Source organism: Mesorhizobium sp. M2D.F.Ca.ET.226.01.1.1 (assembly GCF_004022705.2).
GTDB lineage: Bacteria > Pseudomonadota > Alphaproteobacteria > Rhizobiales > Rhizobiaceae > Mesorhizobium.
This window is the reverse complement of record NZ_RZOY02000004.1, coordinates 398,804-422,374: the sequence shown is the minus strand read 5'-3', so window position 1 is coordinate 422,374 and position 23,571 is coordinate 398,804. Positions and strand designations below refer to the sequence as shown.

The following is a 23,571-nucleotide window of genomic DNA, read 5'->3' as shown; positions in this document are numbered from 1 at the left end:
CTTCCGAAGGCACCTATCAGGCTGCGCTTAGGCGCGGCCTATGCGTCTCATCGACCCTTCTGGGTGGGATGCTGGCGGACCGCATTCGCGCCGGGCGTGGAAGGCCTTGACCTCAAGCCGGCAAAATGCCCGCAAACCTTGGAAAATCGGGCATTTGCGCCTATATCTAGGACATCAAAACGGCGCGATTCGGGACCATTTTTCCGCGCTGTATCAGCAGCATCAATCAAACAGGTTTTCATGAGCGATCAGACCGAAAGCGCCAATGGCGCGGAAGCCGAGTACGGCGCCGATTCCATCAAGGTTTTGAAGGGGTTGGATGCCGTGCGCAAGCGGCCGGGCATGTATATCGGCGACACCGATGACGGCTCGGGCCTGCATCACATGGTCTATGAGGTGGTGGACAACGCCATCGACGAGGCGCTGGCCGGCCACGCCGACCTCGTTTCGGTGACGCTCAACCCCGACGGTTCCGTCACCGTCATCGACAATGGGCGCGGGATTCCTACCGATATCCACCCCTCGGAGGGCGTGTCGGCGGCCGAAGTGATCATGACGCAGCTGCATGCCGGCGGCAAATTCGACCAGAACTCCTATAAGGTGTCCGGCGGCCTGCACGGCGTCGGCGTCTCGGTGGTCAACGCGCTTTCCGCTTGGCTGAAGCTCAAGATCCGCCGCAATGGCGAGATCTTCGAGATGAGCTTCACGCATGGCAATGCCGACGCGCCGTTGAAGGTGACCGGCACGTACGAGCAAAACAAGCAGCCCGGCACCTATGAAGGCCGCAGCGGCTCGGAGATCACCTTCTTCCCGTCGGCCGAGACCTTCACCATGGTCGAGTTCGACTACAACACGCTGGAGCACCGGCTGCGCGAGCTCGCCTTCCTCAATTCCGGCGTGCGCATCGTGCTGACCGATGCGCGCCATGCCGATCTGGTGCGCCACGAACTGCATTATGACGGCGGGCTGGAAGAGTTCGTCAAATATCTCGACCGGGTGAAGAAGCCGTTGATCGAGGCGCCGATCGCCATCCGTGCCGAGCGCGACGGCATCACCGTCGAAGTCGCGATGTGGTGGAACGACAGCTACCACGAGAATGTGCTGGCCTTCACAAACAACATCCCGCAGCGCGACGGCGGCACGCATCTGGCCGGCTTCCGCGCCGCGCTGACCCGGCAGATCACCGGCTATGGCGAATCTTCCGGCCAGACCAAGAAGGAAAAGGTTTCGCTGACCGGCGACGACTGCCGCGAAGGCCTGACCGCGGTTCTCTCGGTCAAGGTGCCGGACCCGAAATTCTCCTCGCAGACCAAGGACAAGCTGGTCTCGTCCGAGGTCCGCCCGGTGGTGGAGAGCCTGGTCAACGAGGCGCTCGGCACCTGGCTGGAAGAGCATCCGAGCGAAGGCCGGGTCGTGGTCGAGAAGGTGATCCAGGCGGCCGCGGCGCGCGAAGCCGCGCGCAAGGCGCGCGACATCACCCGCAAGAGCACGCTCGGCGTCACCTCGCTGCCCGGCAAGCTTGCCGACTGCCAGGAGCGCGATCCGGCGAAGTCGGAAATCTTCATCGTCGAGGGTGACTCCGCCGGCGGCTCGGCCAAGGGCGGGCGCTCGCGCCAGAACCAGGCGATTCTGCCGCTGCGCGGCAAGATCCTCAATGTCGAGCGGGCGCGCTTCGACCGCATGCTCTCCTCCGACATGATCGGCACGCTGATCACCGCGCTCGGCACCTCGATCGGCAAGGACGAGTTCAACGCCGACAAGCTGCGCTATCACAAGATCATCCTGATGACGGACGCCGACGTCGACGGCGCCCACATCCGCACGCTGTTGCTCACCTTCTTCTTCCGGCAGATGCCGGAGCTGATCGAGCGCGGCCATCTCTACATCGCCCAGCCGCCGCTCTACAAAGTGACGCGGGGCAAGAGCTCGCAATATCTCAAGGACGAAAGCGCCTATGAGGAGTATCTGATCGAGTCCGGGCTGGACGAGGCGTCGCTGGTGCTCGCCTCCGGCGAGGTCCGCACCGGACAGGATTTGCGGAGCTCCGTCGACGACGCGCTTGCGGTGCGCCAGCTGATCAACGGGTTGCACACGCGCTACAACCGCAGCGTCGTCGAGCAGGCGGCGATCGCGGGCGCGCTCAATGCCGACGTGCTTGCCGATCTCGGCCGCGCCAACGCCATGGCCGAGCGCGTCGCCAAGCGGCTGGACATGATCGCCGAGGAAACAGAGCGCGGCTGGACCGGCCGGCTGTCGACCTCCAATGACGGCTCCGGCGGCTATGTCTTCGAACGCACGGTGCGCGGCGTGAAGGATGTGGTGCAGCTCGACGCCGGGCTGATCAACTCGGCCGACGCGCGCCAGCTCGACCGCTACGCGGCGCGGCTGTCGGAAGTCTATGGCGAGCAGCCCACGTTGCGCCGCAAGGAAACCTCGGAGCTGCTTTCGGGGCCGCTGGCGCTGCTCAACGCGGTGTTCGCGTCCGGCCGCAAGGGCCTCACCATGCAGCGCTACAAGGGCCTCGGCGAGATGAATGCCGAGCAGCTTTGGGAAACCACGCTCGACCCGAATGTGCGCTCGCTGCTGCAGGTCAAGGTCAACGACGCGACCGACGCCGACTCGCTGTTCTCGCGCCTGATGGGCGACGAGGTGGAGCCGCGGCGCGAGTTCATCCAGGACAACGCGCTGTCGGTGGCGAATCTGGATATCTGAGCGCACCTACACACTCAAAAAGAAAGGCCCGGCGTCTCTGCCGGGCCTTTCTTTTTGAAGCCTGCTATAAGGCTCAGTGATCCATGGCCTTGACGATTTCCTCGGTCATCTTCTTGGCGTCGCCGAGCAGCATCATGGTGCCGTCCTTGTAGAACAGCGTGTTGTCGATGCCGGCATAGCCTGAGCCCAGCGAGCGCTTGACGAACAGGCAGGTGCGGGCCTTGTCGACGTCGAGGATCGGCATGCCGTAGATGGGCGAGGACTTGTCGTCGCGCGCTGACGGGTTGGTGACGTCGTTGGCGCCGATGACATAGGCGACGTCGGCCTGCGCGAATTCGGAGTTGATGTCCTCGAGCTCGAACACCTCGTCATAGGGCACATTGGCCTCTGCAAGCAGCACATTCATGTGCCCGGGCATGCGGCCCGCCACCGGATGTATGGCGTATTTGACCTCGACGCCATTGGCCTTGAGCTTGTCGGCCATCTCGCGCAGCGCGTGCTGCGCCTGGGCGACGGCCATGCCGTAGCCCGGCACGATGATGACCTTCTGCGCGTTCATCATCAGATAGGCGGCATCGTCGGCCGAGCCCTGCTTGACCGTGCGCTCGATGCCGTCGTCCGCCGCCACGGCCGTCTCGCCGCCGAAGCCGCCGAGGATGACCGAGATGAAAGACCGGTTCATGCCCTTGCACATGATGTAGGACAGGATCGCGCCGGAGGAGCCGACCAACGCGCCGGTGATGATCAGCGCCAGGTTGCCGAGGGTGAAGCCAAGTGCAGCTGCCGCCCAGCCGGAATAGGAGTTCAGCATGGACACCACGACCGGCATGTCGGCGCCGCCGATCGGAATGATCAGCAGCACGCCGAGCACCAGCGAGGCGGCGACGATCAGCCAGAAGACGAGCTTGGACTCGGTGGTGACCAGGAGAACGATCAGCACCACAAGTGCCACGCCGAGCGCGATGTTGATCAGGTGGCGGCCGCCGATCATGATCGGCTTGCCGGACATGCGGCCGTCGAGCTTCAGGAAGGCGATGACGGAGCCCGTGAAAGTGATGGCGCCGATGGCAACGCCTAGGCTCATCTCGACCAGCGCCTGGGCGTGGATGTCGCCGGCGGTGCCGATGCCGAAGCTTTCCGGCGCGTAGATGGCGGCTGCGGCCACCATGACGGCGGCGAAGCCAACGAGCGAGTGGAACGCGGCGACGAGCTGCGGCATCGAGGTCATGGCGATGCGGCGGGCCACATAGGCGCCGACACCGCCGCCGACGGCGAGACCCAGCACGATCAGGCCGAAACGGCCGACGGAAGGGGTCGCCAGCGCCAGTGTAGTGGCGATGGCAATACCCATGCCGATCATGCCGTAGAGATTGCCCTGGCGGCTCGTGGTCGGATGCGACAGGCCGCGCAGCGCCAGGATGAACAGAATGCCGGAGACCAGATAGAGGAAGGAAGCGAAGTTGGCGTTCACGTCACTTTTCCTTCTTCTTGTACATGGCCAGCATGCGCTGAGTGACGAGGAAGCCGCCGAAGATGTTGACCGAGACCAGCACCAGGGCGACGAAGCCGAAGCCCGCCGCAAGGCCGGAAGCGGCAATGCCGACGGCAAGCAGCGCGCCGACGACGATGACCGAGGAAATGGCGTTGGTGACGGCCATCAGCGGCGTGTGCAGCGCCGGGGTCACCGACCACACGACATAATAGCCGACGAAGATCGCCAGCACGAAGATAGCGAAGCGGAAGACGAAGGGATCGATGGCGCCACCCGAAAGCGCATGCGCGGCATTGCCGGCCGCCTCGCCAGCGGGCGCGTTGGCAAGATCCTGCACCGCGAGGCGAACGGCGGCGGTCGCCTGGTCGAGCTGGTCGAGGGCTTTCTGCAAGGCGTCCATCACGCGGTCCCTTCTGGCTTGGACGAGGGCGACTTGGCCGTGGCGGGTTTCCTCGTCGCGGCTTTCTTGGCGGCAGGCTTGACCGAGGCATCGGCAACCATGGTCGTCGCCGGAATGGCCGCCGGCTCGGTACGCGGCTCTTGCGCCGCCTTGGCGAAGGCCGGATGCACGACATTGCCGCCGTCGGTCAGCATCGTCGCCTTGACCAGCTCGTCGTCGCGCTTGATGGCAAGCTGCTTCGTCGCCTTGTCGACCATCGTCTCGAGGAAGGCGTAAACGTTCTTGGCATAGAGCAGCGAGGCCGATGCCGCGACGCGGCCCGGCACGTTGAGATGGCCGACGATCTTGACGCCGTTCTCGGTCGTCATGACTTTGCCCGGCACCGCGCCCTCGACATTGCCGCCGCGCTCGACGGCGAGATCGACGATCACCGAACCCGGCTTCATCGAGGCAACCATGGCGGCCGAGACCAGCTTTGGCGCCGGACGGCCGGGGATCAGCGCGGTGGTGATGACGATGTCCTGCTTGGCGATGTGCTCGGCCGTCAACGCCGCCTGCTTGGCCTGATATTCCTTCGACATTTCCTTGGCGTAGCCGCCGGCGGTCTCGGCCGCCTTGAACTCCTCGTCCTCGACCGCCAGGAACTTGGCGCCGAGCGACTGCACCTGCTCCTTGACCGCAGGGCGCACGTCGGTGGCGGTGACGACGGCGCCAAGGCGGCGCGCCGTGGCGATCGCCTGCAGGCCGGCGACACCGACGCCCATGATGAAGGTTTTTGCCGCCGGCACCGTGCCCGCCGCCGTCATCATCATCGGCAGCGCGCGGTCATATTCGGCGGCCGCGTCGATCACCGCCTGGTAGCCGGCAAGATTGGCCTGCGAGGACAGCACGTCCATCACCTGCGCGCGGGTGATGCGCGGCATGAATTCCATGGAGAAGGCGGTGATGCCAGCCTTGGCCATTGCGGCCACGGCGGCATCGTTGCCGTAGGGATCCATGATGGCGATGACGGCAGCGCCCGACTTGTAGCCCTTCAGTTCCGCATCCGTTGGCCGGCGCACCTTCAGCACGACATCGGCTTTCTTGGCATCAGACGCCGTTCCGATCATGGCGCCGACGGCAGCGAAATCCTGATCAGGGATGCGGGAGCCGAGGCCGGCGCCCTTTTCGACGATGACATCGAAGCCGAGACCGGCCAGGCGCTTGACCGTCTCCGGCGAGGCCGCGACGCGCGGCTCGTTCGGGTCAATCTCACGAGGGATGAATACGACTTGTCCCACCGGATGATCCTTTCGGCTGGAACCTTGATTGCGCAAGGCGTCGGCCGGGACGTCCGGTGACGTCGAGAGCAATGGGCTTGGGAAATCTACCGCAGAATGAGAGCGCCGACGGCCATGATCAGGATGAACACGATGAGGCCCGAGAAGAAGCCGCCGACGAAGAATCCGAAGGCCATCGCGATGAGGATGGCGGCGCAGACCAGCGAGCCGTATTTGGCAAGGCCAAGGAAGGCCTTGTAGGTACGGTCGTGCTCGGCATAGTCCATCTGGGCGCCTAGCTCGACAGGACCGGTCGGCGAGTGATCAGCCATGAAAGTACCCCTTCGAAAAAGCCTTCGAGGCACATAGCGAAAAGCCGAACCAAGAGCAATGGCGCTATTGCCGCACGGGCCGCGACAACAGCCTCAAATGAAAGTTGAAACCGCTTTTCGCTGCGGACAGCGGCCAGCGCCTGGCGAGCCGGTCAGCCTTTCTCAATATGCTTTGACCATTTCGCGTTTTCCCGCGCGACGGGAGGAGACTATCGTTGCCGCCCGGAGGAACCGCCATGATTTTGCCGACGCAGAGATTTGACTGGAACGGCACCATGATCGCCTGGGGCGCGGTCGGCTCCGGCCCCGCGATTGTGCTCGTCCATGGAACGCCTTTTTCCTCGCATGTCTGGCACCGCGTTGCCCCTGAACTCGCGCGTGACCACACGCTCTACTTTTACGATCTGCCGGGATATGGCCAGTCCGAGAAACGGGAAGGCCAGGACGTCTCGCTGGGCATCCAGAACAAAGCCCTGGCGGCGATGCTGGAGTTCTGGAAGCTCGACCGGCCGAACGTCATCGCCCATGATTTCGGCGGCGCCACCGCCTTGCGCGCGCATCTGATCGACGGCTGCAATTATGAAAGGTTATTGTTGGTCGATCCGGTGGCGGTTCGGCCCTGGGGCTCACCCTTCGTCCAGCATGTCTTGCGCCACGAACCGGCTTTCGCCAGCGTGCCGGACTACATCCAAGCGGCGATCCTGAAGGCGTATATTACCGGCGCTGCGGCCAAGCCTTTGTCGGAGGCTCACCTGCAGCCCTATATCACACCATGGACCGGACCGGTCGGCCAGCCCGCCTTCTATCGGCAGATCGCGCAGATGGATCAGCGTTTCACCGACGAAGTCGAACCGCTCTATGGTACGTTCCGCTGCCCGGTGGCCTTGCTGTGGGGTGAGGAGGACCGCTGGATCCCGCCGCAGAGCGGCGCGAAGCTCGCGGCCACGCTGCCGGACTGCAGCTTGACGCTCATCCCGGGCTCAGGGCACCTCATGCAGGAAGACGCGCCCGAAGCGATTGTCGCCGCAGCCCTGCGTTTCTTCGCCGGCTGAGCGGTTCATTCAGCTGGCGAGATGCGGGAACAGGCCAAGCAGGCCGACGACGATCAGGTAGAGCGCGACGATGTAGTTGAGGAGCCGCGGCATCACCAGGATCAGCACGCCGGCGATCAGCGAGATCAGTGGCGTCAGCGCGAACGAATGGATGGTCATGGACGGCTCCTTTCCAGCGACAGGGGCTATTTGCCTGCCGGGCAAAGCTGCGAAGCTTGTTTTGACGCAATTCCGGCCGGAAAACCGCTCACACTTTTCCTGGAATTGCTTGCTAACGCCGCAGCCGGCGAAAGGTTCATGGCCTCGCTTCAGGCAGCGGCGCGATAATATTTCGCCGTCGGCACGATGGAGAGGGGCGTCAGCCGGTTGATCGCTGGATTGCCGAACATCAGCCGCTGCTCCGTCAGCGTCGAATGGTAGAAGGGGAACCGTTCGAGCGTGCGGCGCATATTCTCGCCGGCCGGGATCTCGAACAGCGCGATCGGGGCGAGAACGCCTGGGAACTGCTTGGCCTCGCTCCTCTGCACGGCATTGAAGAACCGGGCGTAGAAATGAGAATGCTCGACCTTGACCGGCGTCAGCACCGAGTCCTGGCCGAAATAGTTGGAGGCCACCATGGCGATCCGAAGCGTCAGGAAAGGCAGCACGCCAGGCGCTGGCGCGGCGTCGGGATCGGTCGCGAAGCGGGTTCCGTCGATAAAGGTTTCGCCGCGGGCGAGCCGTGGCAGCAAGACTTCAGGATAGGCGTCGATCGAAGGCGAGTATGGCTGCTCGCTGGAAATATAATGAAAGCGCAATGTGCTGACCAATTCGCCATAGCAATAGACGCCGAACCGGTAGGAATTGGGCAGATTGTCCCAGCGATCCTCGAACATACCGCTGGCGATCGGGCCGCACATGCCGGATTTGACGTAGGATTGATAGCGGAGCCGGTAGATCGCTTCGAGATCCTCGCCCCCGGTAATGAGGCGATATTCGACATGCTCCAGAAGCTGCATCATGGTTCGGTTGAGCAGGGAGTCAGCCTTTGAGCTGGCGCCAGCCGACGCACCCTTCGCCGCAGCTTCCATGATTGTCCGTCCTCGAATTCCGCCTGTGAATAAGGCTATTCGAGTTGAAATGAGACACAAGCTGAAAATTCGCGGTCGCTGATTTACCGGTTGTTAACCTTAATAGGCGTGCCATTGGCATATCGTGCGCGGGGAAAAGCAAATACCACCACGGGCCGTCGCCCGACCCAACCAGACGACGGCCTGGCAAGGTCATTTTGAAATCAGAACTTGAAAGCGCCCAACCGTAACGGGTTTAGACTACACCGTAGCGTGGCGTTTCTTGAGAATGCCGGACCGCTCTCTCTGCCGTCGAAGATGCGCATTCAAGCTATCCGGAAATCGCTGCTTTCCGACGCAATTTCCTGATGGAGAGCCGCTTTGCAATTTTCTTAGCTGGCTAGCCGTTTACCCTGCGATGCGCAGGTCCGCCGCAAACGGCCATGTGACGCTCGACATCGTCTCGATGCCCGACGCGCTGAGCGCGGCGCCGAAGAGAAAGCCTTGCACGAAATCCGGCTTGACCGAATGGACCAGGGTCTTCAGCTGTTCGAAGGTCTCGACGCCTTCGATGGTCACGGAAAGACCCAGCGTCCGGGACAGGCTGACGATGCCCTTCAAAAGATCGAGCGACTGGCGGTTCTGGTTGACGTCGACCAGGAAGGAGCGGTCGATCTTGATCTTGTCGAGCGGCAGCTTGTGAAGGTAGCTCAGGCTGGAGTAGCCGGTGCCGAAATCGTCGAGTGCGATGCGCACGCCAAGCGCCTTCAATTCCTCGATCGACTCGCGCGTCAGCGACTTGTCGTCGAGCAAGGCGGTCTCGGTAACCTCGATTTCGAGCCGGTGCGCCGCCAGGCCCGACTTGGCCAGGGCGTCCCTGACCTTCTGGACGATGTCGCGGCTGCGGAAATCCTTGGCCGACAGGTTGACCGACACGCTGGTCTGCGCCGGCCATTTGGCGCATTCGGCGCAGGCGGCCTCCAGCACAAAAGTGCTGATGTCGGAAACGATGCCCATCTCCTCGGCGAGCGGGATGAAGACGCTGGGCGAGACCGGGCCGAGATCGGGGTGGTCCCAACGGCAGAGCGCCTCGCAACTGGCGATGCGCATGTTGTCGACGGCCACGATCGGCTGATAGACGACGCGCAGTTCCCTTGCCTGCACGGCATTGCGCAGATCGGCCTTCATCAGCTGGCGATTGCGGAAGGCGGCGTCCATGGCGGCCTCGAACAGCCGCCAGCTGTTCTTGCCGAGCTCCTTGGCCTTGTAGAGGGCAAGGTCGGCCTTGACGATCATGGCGTCCGCGTCGGTGTCCTTGACCTTGGACAGCACCGCGCCGCCGCTGGTCTGGATGCGCAACCCGTGGCCGGCGACGTCCACCTCGCCCTGCAGGTCCGCGAAGATCTCGTCGAGCAGGGTGCTGAGATGGCTCTCATCCTCGACCCGGTCGAAGAAGACCATGAACTCGTCGCCGCCGAAGCGGCTGACGGTGATGCCCGGTCCGGCGATCGCGGCGAGACGTTCGGCCACGGCGTAGATCAGTCCGTCGCCGACCGGATGGCCGAGCGTGTCGTTGACGCTCTTGAAGTCGTCGAGATCGAGTACCGCGAGGCCGCAGAGCCGCTCCTGGTCGCCGGAGGCCATGGCCTCGCCGACCAGCTCATGGAAATAGGCGCGGTTCGGCAGGCCGGTCAGATTGTCATAGCGCGCCATGAAGCGGATCTTCTCCTCCGCCTCGACGCGGGCCGTCACGTCCTCGAAGGTGATGACGCCGAGCTCCTGGCTGCCTTCGCGGGCGGAGAATTCGTAGTGCTGGCCGTTGGCGAGCGAGACCAGCACCTTGCGGTCCCGGCCTTCGCGAAGCGCGCGGGTCAGCTGTGCTTCGATGTAGCGGCAGTCTTTCGGCGCCAGCATGCCGCCGGCGACGCCGCGCATCAAAAGGCCGTGGATCGAGCGTCCAAGCAAGGCATCGCCCGATTTCAGCGACATCAGGCGGGCAGCCTCGGCATTGGCCACAGCGACGCGGCCGTCAGGGCCCAGCATGACCAGGCCGTGCGACATGGTGTTGAGCGCGCGATCGAACCGGCGCGTCAGGTTCCCGGCCTGCTTATGGCCGATGACGGCTGAGAACAGCACGTTGCGGACGTGGTCGGCGCTGTTGATGGTGATGAAGGTCAGCGGGATGATCATCAGGCCAAGCAGGACCGAGGGGAAATCCATGCGAAGCAGGAGTCCCAGCGCCGCCGGACCGATGAAGGTCACGGAGAAAATCCGCACCATCTGCGGCGAGCCGTAGTTGCGGCCGACGACCGTGACCAGGGTCGCGATGGTCAGCGACGTCGCGGCCAGTTCGGCGAACGGATCGGGATAGATGTAGATCGATATGAAGCACAGCGAACCGAGCCCAAGACCCTGCAGGCTGCCCTTGAGGATATAGTTGCGCTCCCACCGCCTCGCCTCTTCGACATTGGCGATGGAACCACCTGCTTTCAGGAAGCCGCGTATGCCCAAGTAACGGAAAAGACTGATGGAGAGCAGCCCGAAAGAAAAGGCCAGGAACAGCGGATTGTCCGTCCGCCAATAGATCATGAAGCCCAGGATCCAGTAGCAAACGCCACCGATCACCAGCATGTGGGCGTTGTCGAACAACGACCGCACAAACTGGATGTAAACATCCGCGGGGATGTTTTCGGTCTTTGTTCTACCCATGCCGTTGGCCCAACACTGCGCCTTGTCATGCCATACCGGCCTTAAGAAAGGCTTAGAACAGCACTTGACTCCGGTTGCAGAGGGTTGAGACCGGCGGGCCAGACTGGGAAATTCGGCAATTTGGCGCGCCACCGGGCGCGCCCGGCGCGATCACTCCGCCGCGCGAAGCGCCGGCTGTGCCGGAGCCTGAGCCAGACGCTCGATCAAGCGCGCGCGCTCGCCCGCGGCTTTCCCGGCGCTGGCCTGCCGGACATGGCCGTAGCCACGGATGAGCGCCGGCACGGAGGCCAGAGCGGTCGCCGCCTCGACCCTTCCCGGCGCCAGCGCGCCGGCAATAAGGTCGAGATCGGCCTCGTATTGTTTGAGCAGCTGCCGCTCCATGCGCCGCTCGGCCGTGTAGCCGAAGAGATCGAACGCGGTGCCGCGCAGGCCCTTCAACGCCGCCAGCAGCCGAAAGCCCTTCATCATCCACGGTCCGAAACTCGATTTCCTTGGGCTACCGTCCTTGCCGCGCCGGCCGAGGATCGGCGGCGCAAGATGGAATTCGAGCTTCTCGTAGCTCTGGAATTGCTTGGCGAGGTCAGCGGCGAAAGAGCCGTCGGTGTAGAGCCGCGCCACCTCATACTCGTCCTTGATCGCCATCAGCTTGAAGAGGTTTTTCACGACCGCTTCGGTCACCGGCGTAGAGCCAGGCACGGCCCTGGTTTCAGCGGCACGCAACGCCGCCACGCGGTCGGCGTAGCGCCTGGCGTAAGGGGCATTCTGATAGGCGGTGAGGAAAGCGACGCGGCGGGCGATGACCTCGTCCAGCGTTTCGGCCGGTTTCGACGCCGGCTTGCCGGTTTGGGCGACCAGGCCACGCACGAAATCGGGCTGGTGCGCGGCGCGGCGGCCCCAGCGGAAGGCCGCGACATTCATTGCCACCGCTTCGCCGTTCAATTCTATCGCCTTTTCAACGGCTTCGGCCGAAAGCGGCAGGCCGCCATGCTGGAAGGCGAAGCCGAGCATGAACATGTTGGCGCCGAGCGAATTGCCGAACAGCGCGGTCGCCGTGCGGGTGGCGTCGAAGAAGTGAGCCTTGTCATCGCCAGCCGCAGCCCGGATCGCCTTCTTCAGCCGCTCGACCGGCAGCGAGAAGTCCGCGGAGCGGGTGAATTCGCCAGGCATGATCTCGGCTGTGTTGGCGAGGAAGATCGTGTGGCCCTCGCGCACCGCGCCCAGCACCTTCTTGGCGCCGGAGACGACGAGGTCGCAGCCCAGCACGAGGTCGGCCTTGCCGGCCGAAACGCGAATGGCGTGGATGTCCTCGGGCGTCGGGGCGATGCGGACATGGGTGAAGACCGAGCCGCCCTTCTGGGCAAGGCCCGCCATGTCGATCATGCCGCAGCCCTTGCCTTCCAGATGCGCGGCCATGCCGAGCACCGCGCCGACGGTGACGACGCCGGTGCCGCCGACGCCGTCGATGATCGCCGCCCAGCCGTGCCCGCCCAGGCGGAATTCGGACGGCGCGGGCACGCCGTCCAGCGGATCGGCCTTGCCGGCGATGCCTTCGGCCTTCCTGATCTTGCCGCCATGCACGGTGACAAAAGACGGGCAGAAGCCGTTGAGGCAGGAAAAATCCTTGTTGCAGCTCGACTGGTCGATGCGGCGCTTGCGGCCGAATTCCGTCTCGACCGGCTGGATAGAAACGCAGTTCGACTGCACGCCGCAATCGCCGCAGCCTTCACAGACCAGCTCGTTGATGAAGACGCGCTTGTCGGGATCGGGGAAGGTGCCGCGCTTGCGGCGCCGGCGCTTTTCGGCGGCGCAAGTCTGGTCATAGATGAGAACGGAAACGCCCTTCACCTCCCGCAATTCGCGCTGGACGAGGTCGAGATCGTCGCGGTGATGGATGGTGATGCCGGCCGGGAAATCGGCCTTGCCGGCATATTTGTCCGGCTCGTCGGTAACGACGGCGATGCGGTTGACGCCCTCGGCGCGCACTTGTCTGGTGATCATGTCGACCGTCAAACCACCCTCATGCGGCTGGCCGCCGGTCATTGCCACCGCATCGTTGTAAAGGATCTTGTAGGTGATGTTGGCTTCGCTCGACAGCGCGAAGCGGATCGCCAGCACGCCGGAGTGGTTATAGGTGCCGTCGCCGAGATTCTGGAAGATATGCTCGCGCTTGGAGAACGGGGCCTGGCCGACCCATTGCGCGCCCTCGCCGCCCATGGCGGTGAAACCGACGGTGTTCCTGTCCATCCACAGCGCCATGAAATGGCAGCCGATGCCGGCGGCGGCGAGCGAGCCGTCCGGCACCTTGGTCGAGGAATTATGCGGGCAGCCGGAGCAGAAGAAGGGCGTGCGCGAACCGATATCGAGCGTGTCGGCGAGCATCGCCTGGAACTGGCGCAGCTTCGCCACCCGCGCGGCGATCTCTTCCGAGGGGCCGATGGTGCGCAGGATCCGTTCGCCGAGGGCGATGGCGATCTCGTTCGGATCGAGCGCGCCCTTGGCCGGAAACAGCCAGTCGCCGCGCTCGTCCTTCTTGCCGACGATCACCGGCTGCGTGGCCGTGCCGTAGAGGCTCTCGCGCAACTGGACCTCGATCAGAGAGCGCTTCTCCTCGACGACGACAATGGTGTCGAGGCCGCGCGCGAACTCGGCGATATGCTGGAAATCCAGTGGCCACGGGCAGCCGACCTTGAACAGGCGGATGCCGATGCGGTTGGCGGCAGCTTCGTCGATGCCGATATCCTCCAGCGCCTGGCGGACGTCGAGATAGCTCTTGCCGATGGTGATGACGCCGAGCTTGGGATTGCGGCCGCCGGAATAGACGATGCGGTTCAGCCCGTTGGCGTGGATGAAGGCGGAAGCGGCGGCGCGCTTATGCTCATGCAGCCGCTCTTCCTGGCCGAGCATGTCGATCTCATGGCGGATGTTGAGGCCGCCCGGCGGCATGTCGAATTCGGGAATGACGATGCCGAGCCGCTCGATCGAGGCGTCGACCGAAGCCGTCGATTCGATGTTGTCCTTGACGCATTTGATCGCCGCCCAGGTGCCGGCGAAACGCGACATGGCAAAACCGTAAAGGCCATAGTCGATGATCTCCTGGACGCCGGCCGGATTGAGGATCGGCACCATGGTATCGACGAACAGGAATTCGGTGGCGTGCGCATTGGTCGAAGATTCGGCCATGTGGTCGTCGCCCATCAGGGCCAGCACACCGCCATGCTTCGAGGAGCCTGCCAGATTGGCGTGACGGAAGACGTCGCCGGAACGGTCGACGCCGGGTCCCTTGCCGTACCAGACCGAAAAGACTCCGTCATGCGTGCCCTCGCCCAGCAATTCTGTCTGCTGCGAGCCCCAGCAGGCAGTGGCGGCGAGTTCCTCGTTGAGGCCAGGCTGGAAGACGATGTCGGCCTGCGCGAGCTGCTTTTTCGCCCGCCACAGCTGCATGTCGAGGCCGCCCAGCGGCGAGCCGCGATAGCCGGAAACGAAGCCCGCGGTGTTGAGGCCGGCGCGGCGGTCGCGCTCGCGCTGCATCAAAAGCATGCGCACGACAGCCTGCGCGCCGGAAAGGAAGACGCGCTCCTTGCCAAGGTCGAACTTGTCGTCGAGCGCGACGTCGTGCAGCGTCATCAGGCAATTCCTCTGCGGCGGCGCTTTCGAAAAAGCGGCCAACGTCGGAGTGGGACGCCGCAGTCTTTCTTCCCTTGGCGGTGAGGTCAAACAAAATCGCAGGGGCCAGATAACACGCAACAAACGGTCTGGCGAGTGGCCGGCCGCGCATGCAAGATCATGCTAACCGCTTCGTGAAGAACAAAAATTTCGCGTCGGCACACTGGCCTCAGGTGGCCTTCGAGCAATCCGGCTTCTGCTCGCCGGGCAGCTTGCCGTCGGGATGGCCGGCAAGGTCCGGATTGAGCTCGTATTTCGGGCCGATGACCAGCGGCCGGTCCGGCAGCATCGTCTGGTCCTCGGACGAGGTCATGGTGGTGTCGATGCTTTGCAGCAGCGTGCCGTTGGAATCCTGGATGCGGATCGAGACGGAATAGGGCTTGTCCTTGACCACGCAGGTGAGCGGCGGGCTGGTCAGCGTGATGTGGGGCAGCTTCGGCCAGATCTTCTGGTTGACGACGAGCGGGTCGCCGCCGGCAGGGTTCTGGAAGCTGACGACCGCGACCTGGCCGTCGACCATCGGCCGCAGCGGTTTCAGCGTAATGACATAGGTGGCGATGGCGAGCCGGTAGTTGAACTCGAACAGCTTGCCGGAAATGACGAAAAGCTGGTCCTTGCCGGTGTCGCGGCAGGCGCCAAGCGCGACTGCGGCGATCAAGGCGGCGCCGACCAGCGCCGAGCGCGATAATTTTCTAAACATTGCTGACCTCCCTTGCCGCCGTACGGCGGCGGTAATAGCGGTTTGCCTTCTGGCGGTTGCCGCAGACGGCCATGTCGCACCAGAGGCGGCTGGCGTTGCGGCTGCGGTCGACGAACAGCCAGCTGCAATTGGGACAGATCCTGAGCCTCGCCACCGTTTCGTCGCGCAACAGCGACAGCGCCGAGACGGCCAAGGCCGCCTCGAAGGCAATCGGCGTTCGCGGATCGCCGAAAGGCTGGCCCGGCGTCCCGATCTCGGTCGCGCTGCCGGAAAGCCCGTCGGCGCAGGCCGTCAGGAATTCCGGCAGGTGGTCGGTCGCGACCGCGCAGTTCGACACGGCGTGGCGAAACAGGCGATCGGTCGCCTCGCGAATCGAGATGACAGTTGGCTTTATCTCACCAGGCTCCGGGGCCTTCAGCGGCCGACCGCCGAGCTCGGTGGCGCGAAAGCCGCTTGCCGCCTCGGCAAACCGGGCGATCTCGGCCGGATCGTCGAACCGGTCGAAGGTCCTTTGCGGATCGTTGCGCAGCACCACGGTGTTCGCTGTGTCGAGCGCAAGGATACCGCCGGTGAAGCGATGCGGCGTCCAGGAGACTGTCATGACCTGAAATCTAACCGATAAAACGCATTTGACAAGTTAGATTCCGAGTGCAAGTTTTCGAGCGGGTCGGATCATGCCGCCTGCACACGACCCCGAAAATCGAACGATTTTTGGAAAGGGTCGTGCGCAAAATCAAAGTGCTACAGCGTCCTTTGCGCGCCGGAAGGGCGCGCGGCGCTGTAGGGGATGCCGCATGCTCTATTTCTTCCAGCAGGTACTGAACGGGCTGCATTCGGGCGCGCTCTATGCGCTGCTCGCCTTCGGCTATGTGCTGACCAACGGCATCCTGCACCGCACCAACCTGGCCCATGGTGCGCTGTTCGCCTTCTGCGGCCAGACGATGATCCTGACCGCCGCCTTCGGCTACCAGGCGCTGTGGCTGACGCTCGCCGCCGCGGTGGCGCTCGGCGCGGCCGCCGCCGTGCTTTACGCCGCGCTGATCAGCCATGTGCTGTCGCGCAGCGTCTTCGAACGGCTCGCCGACCGTTCGCCCAACGCGATCGTGGTGACGACACTCGGCATCTTGATCTTCCTGTCGGAGGCCAGCCGCATCGCCGCCGACACGCACGACCTGTGGCTGCCGCCGATGCTCGCCACCCCGGTCATTTTCGCCGAGGCCGATGGCTTCAAGGTCACGCTCACCGTCATCCAGTTGCTGGACTGCGCGGGGGTCGTCACACTGGTGGCGCTGGCGGCCTGGCTGTTTTCCCACTCGAGCTTCGGCCGTGCCTGGCGGGCCGTCTCCGACGATCCGAAGGCGGCGGCGATGTGCGGCGTCGACGTCACCGCCGTGTTCCGCCGCGCCGTGCTGTTTGGCGGCTTCTGCGCTGCCCTGGCCGGCGTGCTTGCCGGTCTCTATTACGGCAATGTCAGCTTCGGCACCGGGCTGGTCTACGGCCTCAAGATCCTGTTCGTGACGGCGGTCGGCGGCTATCTGTCGCCGCTCAAGGCGGCCCTTGGCGCCGCAGCCTTCGGCATGGCGGAATCGCTCTGGGCCGGCTACTTCCCGCTCGAATGGCGCGACGCCTGGATATACCTGTTCCTCGTCGTCATGCTGGTGCTGATCGGCGCCGGGCGCGACCAGGCCAAGATCGCCTGACCCCATCAGACTTTGGTTGGTGAACCGGCGGCTTTTCGCCGTTGTCATCGTTTGTCGATGCTTGTCGTGTTGACCTGCCGGACCACGCACTGCATATCGTTGGGCCAAGCGGCGCGACACCGGGGGGGGAATCGGGCGCGCTGCATGATCAGGGAGGATATGCATGGCAGGGCTTCTCGCTCTTTCCAGGACGATCGACCGCATCAATGAATTCATCGGCCGCTGGATCTCCTGGCTGATCCTGCTTGCGATCCTGGTGAGCGCCGGCAATGCCGTCATCCGCAAGGTGTTCGACATCTCCTCCAATGCCTGGTTGGAGCTGCAATGGTATCTGTTCGGCGCCGCCTTCATGCTGGCCGCCGCCTACACGCTGAAGCAGAACGACCATATCCGCATCGACATCGTCTACGGCATGTTCTCGCGGCGCCTGCAGCACTGGATCGATCTGCTCGGCCACCTCCTCTTCCTAATGCCCTTCGTGGTGCTGATGGTGATCTATTTCGTGCCCTATGTGTCGCTCTCCTTCCGCAGCGGCGAGATGTCCACCAATGCCGGCGGCCTGATCGTATGGCCGGCGAAGGCGATCCTGCTGGTCGGCTTCTTCCTGCTCGCCCTGCAAGGCGTGTCCGAGATCATCAAGAAAATCGCTATCATGCGCGGCGACATGGAGGATCCCAATCCCTTCATCTCGGCGCATGACCAGGCCAAGCTCGAGGCCGAGGCGCTGGCCGAGGAAGCCAAGGCGATCGCCGGTGAGGTGCGCTCGTGATCGAATTCATCGCGCAGAACGTGGCGCCGATCATGTTCGCCTCGCTGATCATCTTCCTGTTGATCGGCTACCCCGTAGCCTTCTCGCTCGCCGCCAACGGCTTGCTGTTCTTCTTCTTCGGCGTGCTTTTGTCGCCCTACTCCGGCGGATCGATCAACCTCGCCTGGCCGCTGCTGCACGCGTTGCCCGACAATTTCTACGGCACCAGGGTGATGTCCAACGACACGCTGCTGGCAATTCCCTTCTTCACCTTCATGGGCATTGTTCTCGAGCGATCCGGCATGGCCGAGGACCTGCTCGACACCGTCGGCCAGCTGTTCGGCCCGATCCGCGGCGGTCTTGCCTATGCGGTTATCTTCGTCGGCGCGCTGCTTGCCGCCACGACCGGCGTGGTCGCAGCCTCCGTCATCGCCATGGGCCTGATCTCGCTGCCTATCATGCTGCGTTACGGCTATGACCGGAGGCTCGCCTCCGGCGTCATCGCCGCCTCCGGGACGCTTGCCCAGATCATTCCGCCCTCGCTGGTGCTGATCGTGCTGGCCGACCAGCTCGGACGCTCGGTCGGCGACATGTATGCCGGCGCGCTGATCCCCGGCCTCGTGCTCACCGGCATCTACATGCTCTACATCCTGATCATGTCGATCGTCCGGCCGAATTCAATGCCGGCATTGCCGCTCGAAGCCCGCACGCTCGGCCACGGCGTGATCTCGCTGATCGTGGCGCTGCTGGTCGCAGGCGCGATCTCCTATGCGGCCTATCGGTACCTCGCGCCGGCGCATGGCGACAACGCGGACATCCTGGGCGCCGCCGTCGGCGTGATCGTCATCTACATTGTGGCGATTGCCGACCAGCGGCTGCACATCAACATGATGTCGAAGCTGGCGCAGCAGGTGGTGATTGTGCTCATCCCGCCGCTGGCGCTGATCTTCCTCGTGCTCGGCACCATCTTCCTCGGCATCGCCACGCCGACCGAGGGGGGCGCGATGGGTTCGGTTGGCGCGTTGATTATGGCCGCGGCAAAGGGGCGGCTGTCGTTCGACGTCATCAAGCAGGCGCTGGCCTCGACGACGCGGCTCTCGTCCTTCGTGCTGTTCATCCTGATCGGCGCGCGCGTATTCTCGCTCACTTTCTACGGCGTCAATGGCCATATCTGGGTGGAGCATCTGTTGACCTCGCTGCCCGGCGGCGAGGTCGGCTTCCTGATCGGCGTCAACATCCTGGTCTTCGTGCTCGCCTTCTTCCTCGATTTCTTCGAGCTCGCCTTCATCATCGTGCCGCTGCTGGCGCCCGCCGCCGACAAGCTCGGCATCGACCTGATCTGGTTCGGCGTGCTGCTCGGCGTCAACATGCAGACGTCCTTCATGCATCCGCCCTTCGGCTTCGCGCTGTTCTACCTGCGCTCGGTCGCGGCCCGCGTGCCATACCTCGACCGGATCACCGGCAAGAAGATCGCGCCGGTCACCACCGGGCAGATCTATTGGGGCGCCGTGCCGTTCGTCTGCATCCAGGTGATCATGATCGGCCTCACCATCGCCTTCCCGCAAATGGTGATGCGCTACAAGGGGCAAGCGGTCGAACCCAGCACCATCGACCTCAAGCTGCCCGACATGCCGTCCCTTTCGCCGCTCGGCACACCGCCGGCGAACAATGGCGCGGCTCCCGCCAATGGCAGCGCGCCGGCGGCACCCGCCACGCCGGACCTGTCGCAGCCGCCGAATTTCGGCGATGCGCCGGCTAAGCCGGCCACGCCGGCGCCGGACCTCTCGCAACCGCCCAAGTTCAACTGAGGCATTTCACCGTTTCACAGAAACGGCGAAATGCCCTATCTCTTTGTTTTGACGCAATTTCGGACGGAACCGCCTTTCCTGAAATTGCTCTGAGGTGATCGCCATGAAAGCCGTGCGACTGGAAGCGGTAGGCAAGATCGCGGCGCGAGAGGTCCCAAAACCCGTTCCCGGGCCCGAAGATGTTCTCGTGCGCATCGAGGCCTGCGGCGTATGCGGCACCGACCGGCACCTTTTCCATGGCGAGTTCCCCTGCACGCCGCCTGTGACGCTCGGCCACGAGTTCTCCGGCATCGTCGAAGCCGTCGGCGAGGCGGTGTCCGGCATCGCGGTCGGCGACCGCGTCACCGGCGATCCCAACATCGCCTGCCGGCGCTGCGCTCACTGCCATGCCGGCCGCGTCAACCTCTGCAGCAATTTGTGCGCCATCGGCATCCATCGTGACGGCGGTTTCGCCGACTATGTGCTGATGCCGTACAGGCAGGCCTTCCGACTGCCCCCGAATCTAAAACCGACGCATGGCGCCTTCTGCGAGCCGCTGGCCTGCTGCCTGCACGGCGTCGACCTCGCGGCGATCCGGCCGGGCGCGTCGGTCGTTGTGCTCGGCGGCGGCGTCATCGGCCTGCTCGTCGTGCAACTGGCGAAGCTCGCGGGGGCGACAACCATCATCCTGTCGACCAGGCAGGCCTCGCGCCGGGCGTTGGCTGAGAAGCTCGGCGCGACCGCGACGATCGATCCAGGCGCCGGCGATCCTATCGCGGCCATCGCCGGGCCGAATGGTCTGGTGCCCGGTGGCGTCGACGTCGTGCTGGAATGCGCCGGCGTGCGCGATACGGTCGAGCAATCGATGCGCGTGGCTCGGGCCGGCGGTACCGTCGTCATCGTCGGCGTCGTGCCGCAAGGCTTGAAGGTGGAGATCGAGCCGTTCGATCTTTTGTTCAGGGAGTTGAAGGTGCTGGGCTCCTTCCTCAATCCCTTCACGCATGGGCGGGCCGCGCAGTTGATTGCGTTGGGCGCAATTGAGGTCGACAGGCTGATCTCGAGAGAGGTCAGCCTGGAAGAGGCGCCGGAGGTGATCGCCAATCCGCCGGCGCCGGGCGAGGTTAAGGTATTGGTGGTGCCGGGCCGAAGCTGAAGTTCAGTCTTGCGACGTTGGCGCCTGGCGAAACCGCCGGCGACAGCTCCCCTCTCCCCGTCACTATACGGGGAGAGGATGCCGGCAGGCAGGTGAGGGGCGGCGCAATGCTGGATGGGTAAGGTTTGAGGTTGGCGCTTCGGCCCTGCACTTAAGCCCAGGGCGACTCAATGGCCGAGGTGGGCGCCGCCCCTCATCCCCCTGCCGGGACCTTCTCCCCGTATAGAGACGGGAGAAGGGGCTAATCGCCTCCTATAGCTTACCGTTGCGCTGCTGCACCATCATGAAAGTGTCGTAATTGTATTCGGCGACCTGGGCCCAGAGATAGTGCTCCTTGCGGAAGCCCTTGATCGATTCCCAGATCTTCTTGAACGGCGCGTTGTTGGATTCCATCTCGGCATAGACCTCGTTGGCCTTCTCGAAACAGGCCGCCATGATCTCCTGGCTGAACGGGGCCAGTTTGGCGCCGCCGGCAACCAGCCGTCTCACGGCAGCCGGGTTCAGGTAGTCATATTTCTGCAGCATGTTGGCGTCGGCAGCCTGCGCGGCCGTGTGCACCAGCGACTTATAGGCCGGCGGCAATTCCTCGTACTTGGCCTTGTTGAACATCAAATGGACGGTCGGGCCGCCTTCCCACCAGCCGGGGTAATAGTAATAGGGAGCGACCTTGTAGAAGCCGAGCTTCTCGTCGTCATAGGGGCCAACCCATTCGGCGGCGTCGATCGTGCCCTTCTCCAGCGCCGGGTAGATGTCGCCGCCGGCGATCTGCTGCGGCACCACCCCGAGCTTCTGCACCACTTTGCCGGCAAAACCGCCGATGCGCATCTTCAGGCCCGACAGATCGGCGACGGTGTTGATCTGCTTGCGGAACCAGCCGCCCATCTGGACGCCGGTGTTGCCGCCGGGCAGACCGAACAGCCCTTGCGTGGCAAGGAATTCGTTGAAGAGATCGATACCGCCGCCATGGTAATGCCAGGCATTCATGCCGCGCGCGTTGAGCGAGAAGGGCACGGCGGCGCCCAGCGCCCAGGTGGGGTCCTTGCCCCAGTAATAATATGCCACCGTATGGCAGGCCTCGACGGTGCCGGCCGTGGTGGCGTCGGCGGCCTGCAGGCCGGGCACGAGTTCGCCCGAGGCGAAGACCTGGACCTGGAAATTGCCGTCGGTCGCCTCCGACAGCATCTTGGAGAAGACTTCGGCGCCGCCATAGATCGTGTCGAGCGATTTCGGGAAGGACGATGCCAGCCGCCAGGTCACCTTCGGATTGGACTGGGCTATCGCCGGCGTGGCAAGTGCAGCGGCCGCTGCCGCAGCACCGACGCCGGACGCACCGGCCTTGCGGATGAATGAACGACGATCCATGCAGTTTCCTCCCTTGCGGATCAGTTGACCGACCTATGGCCTCGCTGCGTTGGCCGGTTGCGCGAAACAATACACCGGCAAGATGTCGAGTCCAGCATCGCGGGCAATGTGCAACTATAGTCTAACGCTATCCGCCCTGGCCCATGCGAGGCGGCGAAACTTGCCATGGCAAACCGCCTTCAGATCGCCTATTTTGTAGGCAGATTAACTCCTTAGCTCTCAAAAGGAATCCAAACCCAAAATGCAGCAGCCGCTCGTCGCAGTCGCAACCGACGTCCGCCAGTTCGACAACTACACCTGGCATGCAGCCCCCCAGCAATATCTGGAAGCGGCGGTCACCGGCGCTGGCGTGTTCCCGCTGCTGGTGCCGTCCTTCGGCGACCGGCTCGACCTCGACGAATTGCTGTCGTCTGTCGACGGCGTCATGCTGACGGGTTCGAAATCCAACGTGCATCCCTCACTTTATGATGGCGACCCAAGCGAGGCCAACGGTCCCTACGATCAGGCGCGCGATTCGACCACGCTGCCGCTGATCCGCAAGGCGCTCGAGCGCGGCGTGCCGCTGCTTGCCATCTGCCGCGGCATCCAGGAACTGAACGTGGCGCTGGGCGGCTCGCTCGGCACCGAGATCCAGGAGCGTGAAGGCTCGCTCGACCACCGCGCGCCGGTGAGCGAAAATCAGGACGAACGCTTCGCCATCCACCAGACGATCTCGATCAAGCCGGGCACCTGCCTTGCCGGCGTGTTCGGCGCTGGCGAGATCAAGGTCAACTCGCTGCACCGGCAGGGGATCGATCGGCTCGGTCCGAAACTGCAGGTCGAGGCTTTGGCCACCGATGGCACGATCGAGGCGGTCTCGGTCAAGGACGCGCGCGCCTTCGCTGTCGGCGTGCAATGGCACCCCGAATACTGGGTGAAATCGGACAGCAATTCCGCCAAGATTTTCAAGGCTTTCGGCGATGCCGTGCGCCTGCACGCGGCGGCGAAGGCCGGCGCCCGCGCCGCGGCGGAATAACCCTCACTTAAGCTCAGTTGTTGCTGTCGTTGTTCAGCGCCAGAAGCGGCGCGGCCGGCGCGTAGGATTCGTAGCCGTCGCCATCGGCAACGCCGAAGGTAACGATCGGATCGACGCCGTTCTCGCTGAAAGCGACCGAGCCGTCCGCCTGCTCACGCCAGAATTTCACGCGCTCGATGCCTGGCATCAGCTTGCGGCAGTTCGGGGCAACGTTGAGCAGGGACAGGCCGTTGGATATCTCGGCGCCGCGATGGACGGCGCACCCAGCTTCGTCACCATTGGCGGTCAGCTGATAGTCGCTTGACGGAGCCGTCTGAGGTGCCGCGCTTCCATCGTGGCCGCCGTGCAGGAAATGCGTGCCTCCGAACAGCGCGACCGAGGCAACCAAACCCGCTACAAGTTTCACCCTGCTTCTCCATACTTACGCAATTGTGGAAA

The 23,571-nt window shown here is 63.9% G+C and carries 19 protein-coding genes; 7 read left to right on the top strand and 12 right to left on the bottom strand.

What is annotated here, in order from left to right:
- Positions 1-240 precede the first annotated feature (240 nt).
- Positions 241-2,712, top strand: coding sequence for a DNA topoisomerase (ATP-hydrolyzing) subunit B (gene gyrB, locus EN869_RS12180; protein WP_127229735.1), 2,472 nt, complete (start codon positions 241-243; stop codon positions 2,710-2,712).
- A gap of 73 nt (positions 2,713-2,785) precedes the next feature.
- Here gyrB and EN869_RS12175 read toward each other — a convergent pair whose 3' ends face one another.
- The 4 genes from EN869_RS12175 to EN869_RS12160 all read right to left on the bottom strand — a co-directional run bounded on the left by EN869_RS12175 (position 2,786) and on the right by EN869_RS12160 (position 6,195).
- On the bottom strand, positions 2,786-4,183 hold the full coding sequence (locus EN869_RS12175) for an NAD(P)(+) transhydrogenase (Re/Si-specific) subunit beta (RefSeq protein WP_127229734.1): 1,398 nt from the start codon (positions 4,181-4,183) through the stop codon (positions 2,786-2,788).
- 1 nt (position 4,184) lies between these two features.
- Positions 4,185-4,604, bottom strand: coding sequence for an NAD(P) transhydrogenase subunit alpha (locus EN869_RS12170; protein ID WP_127229733.1), 420 nt, complete (start codon positions 4,602-4,604; stop codon positions 4,185-4,187).
- Positions 4,604-5,884: a Re/Si-specific NAD(P)(+) transhydrogenase subunit alpha gene (locus EN869_RS12165; protein ID WP_127229732.1), complete on the bottom strand. Its 1,281-nt coding sequence runs from the start codon at positions 5,882-5,884 to the stop codon at positions 4,604-4,606. The genes EN869_RS12170 and EN869_RS12165 overlap by 1 nt, the downstream gene beginning before the upstream one ends.
- A gap of 86 nt (positions 5,885-5,970) precedes the next feature.
- Positions 5,971-6,195, bottom strand: a complete 225-nt coding sequence (locus EN869_RS12160; RefSeq protein ID WP_127229731.1) for an aa3-type cytochrome c oxidase subunit IV — start codon at positions 6,193-6,195, stop codon at positions 5,971-5,973.
- Between the two features lie 236 nt (positions 6,196-6,431).
- Between EN869_RS12160 and EN869_RS12155 the strand changes: the two genes are divergently transcribed.
- Positions 6,432-7,247: an alpha/beta hydrolase gene (locus EN869_RS12155; protein WP_127229730.1), complete on the top strand. Its 816-nt coding sequence runs from the start codon at positions 6,432-6,434 to the stop codon at positions 7,245-7,247.
- A 9-nt stretch (positions 7,248-7,256) separates the two neighbouring features.
- On the opposite strand, the gene EN869_RS12150 is transcribed toward EN869_RS12155, so the two are convergent.
- The 6 genes from EN869_RS12150 to EN869_RS12125 form a co-directional block, all read right to left on the bottom strand.
- Complete coding sequence (locus EN869_RS12150; RefSeq protein WP_073989262.1) at positions 7,257-7,406, bottom strand: DUF3096 domain-containing protein; 150 nt, start codon at positions 7,404-7,406, stop codon at positions 7,257-7,259.
- 149 nt (positions 7,407-7,555) lie between these two features.
- Positions 7,556-8,317, bottom strand: coding sequence for a hypothetical protein (locus EN869_RS12145; RefSeq protein ID WP_127229729.1), 762 nt, complete (start codon positions 8,315-8,317; stop codon positions 7,556-7,558).
- 387 nt (positions 8,318-8,704) lie between these two features.
- Complete coding sequence (locus EN869_RS12140) at positions 8,705-11,005, bottom strand: EAL domain-containing protein (RefSeq protein WP_127229728.1); 2,301 nt, start codon at positions 11,003-11,005, stop codon at positions 8,705-8,707.
- 150 nt (positions 11,006-11,155) lie between these two features.
- On the bottom strand, positions 11,156-14,671 hold the full coding sequence (locus EN869_RS12135) for an indolepyruvate ferredoxin oxidoreductase family protein (protein WP_348630874.1): 3,516 nt from the start codon (positions 14,669-14,671) through the stop codon (positions 11,156-11,158).
- A 166-nt stretch (positions 14,672-14,837) separates the two neighbouring features.
- Positions 14,838-15,368: a hypothetical protein gene (locus EN869_RS12130; protein ID WP_127229726.1), complete on the bottom strand. Its 531-nt coding sequence runs from the start codon at positions 15,366-15,368 to the stop codon at positions 14,838-14,840.
- Complete coding sequence (locus EN869_RS12125; RefSeq protein ID WP_127229725.1) at positions 15,361-15,969, bottom strand: CGNR zinc finger domain-containing protein; 609 nt, start codon at positions 15,967-15,969, stop codon at positions 15,361-15,363. Before EN869_RS12125 ends, EN869_RS12130 begins: the two co-directional genes overlap by 8 nt.
- A 193-nt stretch (positions 15,970-16,162) precedes the next feature.
- Here EN869_RS12125 and EN869_RS12120 point away from each other — a divergent pair, with 193 nt between their 5' ends.
- The 4 genes from EN869_RS12120 (at position 16,163) to EN869_RS12105 (ending at position 20,756) form a co-directional block, all read left to right on the top strand.
- Positions 16,163-17,068, top strand: a complete 906-nt coding sequence (locus EN869_RS12120; RefSeq protein ID WP_127229724.1) for a branched-chain amino acid ABC transporter permease — start codon at positions 16,163-16,165, stop codon at positions 17,066-17,068.
- A 163-nt stretch (positions 17,069-17,231) separates the two neighbouring features.
- Positions 17,232-17,837, top strand: a complete 606-nt coding sequence (locus EN869_RS12115; RefSeq protein WP_127229723.1) for a TRAP transporter small permease subunit — start codon at positions 17,232-17,234, stop codon at positions 17,835-17,837.
- Positions 17,834-19,624 carry a TRAP transporter large permease subunit gene (locus tag EN869_RS12110; RefSeq protein WP_189341275.1) on the top strand — a complete coding sequence of 597 codons (1,791 nt, stop codon included), beginning with the start codon at positions 17,834-17,836 and terminating at the stop codon, positions 19,622-19,624. The genes EN869_RS12115 and EN869_RS12110 overlap by 4 nt, the downstream gene beginning before the upstream one ends.
- A 103-nt stretch (positions 19,625-19,727) precedes the next feature.
- Entirely contained in the window at positions 19,728-20,756 is a 1,029-nt protein-coding gene (locus EN869_RS12105; RefSeq protein ID WP_127229722.1) for a zinc-dependent alcohol dehydrogenase family protein, read from the top strand.
- Between the two features lie 252 nt (positions 20,757-21,008).
- Here the strand turns inward: EN869_RS12105 and EN869_RS12100 are convergent, their stop codons facing one another.
- Positions 21,009-22,118, bottom strand: coding sequence for a TRAP transporter substrate-binding protein (locus EN869_RS12100; protein ID WP_127229721.1), 1,110 nt, complete (start codon positions 22,116-22,118; stop codon positions 21,009-21,011).
- A 241-nt stretch (positions 22,119-22,359) separates the two neighbouring features.
- On the opposite strand from EN869_RS12100, the gene EN869_RS12095 reads away from it, so the two are divergent.
- On the top strand, positions 22,360-23,133 hold the full coding sequence (locus EN869_RS12095) for a gamma-glutamyl-gamma-aminobutyrate hydrolase family protein (protein ID WP_127229720.1): 774 nt from the start codon (positions 22,360-22,362) through the stop codon (positions 23,131-23,133).
- A 13-nt stretch (positions 23,134-23,146) separates the two neighbouring features.
- Here the strand turns inward: EN869_RS12095 and EN869_RS12090 are convergent, their stop codons facing one another.
- Complete coding sequence (locus tag EN869_RS12090; protein ID WP_127229719.1) at positions 23,147-23,539, bottom strand: hypothetical protein; 393 nt, start codon at positions 23,537-23,539, stop codon at positions 23,147-23,149.
- Positions 23,540-23,571: the final 32 nt, after the last annotated feature.

What these genes read in the sequence shown, in the direction of transcription:
- gyrB (WP_127229735.1), top strand. Translation starts at nt 241, where the DNA reads ATGAGCGATCAGACCGAAAGCGCCAATGGCGCGGAAGCCGAGTACGGC.
- EN869_RS12170 (WP_127229733.1), bottom strand. Translation starts at nt 4,604, where the DNA reads ATGGACGCCTTGCAGAAAGCCCTCGACCAGCTCGACCAGGCGACCGCC.
- EN869_RS12160 (WP_127229731.1), bottom strand. Translation starts at nt 6,195, where the DNA reads ATGGCTGATCACTCGCCGACCGGTCCTGTCGAGCTAGGCGCCCAGATG.
- EN869_RS12155 (WP_127229730.1), top strand. Translation starts at nt 6,432, where the DNA reads ATGATTTTGCCGACGCAGAGATTTGACTGGAACGGCACCATGATCGCC.
- EN869_RS12150 (WP_073989262.1), bottom strand. Translation starts at nt 7,406, where the DNA reads ATGACCATCCATTCGTTCGCGCTGACGCCACTGATCTCGCTGATCGCC.
- EN869_RS12145 (WP_127229729.1), bottom strand. Translation starts at nt 8,317, where the DNA reads ATGGAAGCTGCGGCGAAGGGTGCGTCGGCTGGCGCCAGCTCAAAGGCT.
- EN869_RS12140 (WP_127229728.1), bottom strand. Translation starts at nt 11,005, where the DNA reads ATGGGTAGAACAAAGACCGAAAACATCCCCGCGGATGTTTACATCCAG.
- EN869_RS12130 (WP_127229726.1), bottom strand. Translation starts at nt 15,368, where the DNA reads ATGTTTAGAAAATTATCGCGCTCGGCGCTGGTCGGCGCCGCCTTGATC.
- EN869_RS12125 (WP_127229725.1), bottom strand. Translation starts at nt 15,969, where the DNA reads ATGACAGTCTCCTGGACGCCGCATCGCTTCACCGGCGGTATCCTTGCG.
- EN869_RS12120 (WP_127229724.1), top strand. Translation starts at nt 16,163, where the DNA reads ATGCTCTATTTCTTCCAGCAGGTACTGAACGGGCTGCATTCGGGCGCG.
- EN869_RS12115 (WP_127229723.1), top strand. Translation starts at nt 17,232, where the DNA reads ATGGCAGGGCTTCTCGCTCTTTCCAGGACGATCGACCGCATCAATGAA.
- EN869_RS12105 (WP_127229722.1), top strand. Translation starts at nt 19,728, where the DNA reads ATGAAAGCCGTGCGACTGGAAGCGGTAGGCAAGATCGCGGCGCGAGAG.
- EN869_RS12100 (WP_127229721.1), bottom strand. Translation starts at nt 22,118, where the DNA reads ATGGATCGTCGTTCATTCATCCGCAAGGCCGGTGCGTCCGGCGTCGGT.
- EN869_RS12095 (WP_127229720.1), top strand. Translation starts at nt 22,360, where the DNA reads ATGCAGCAGCCGCTCGTCGCAGTCGCAACCGACGTCCGCCAGTTCGAC.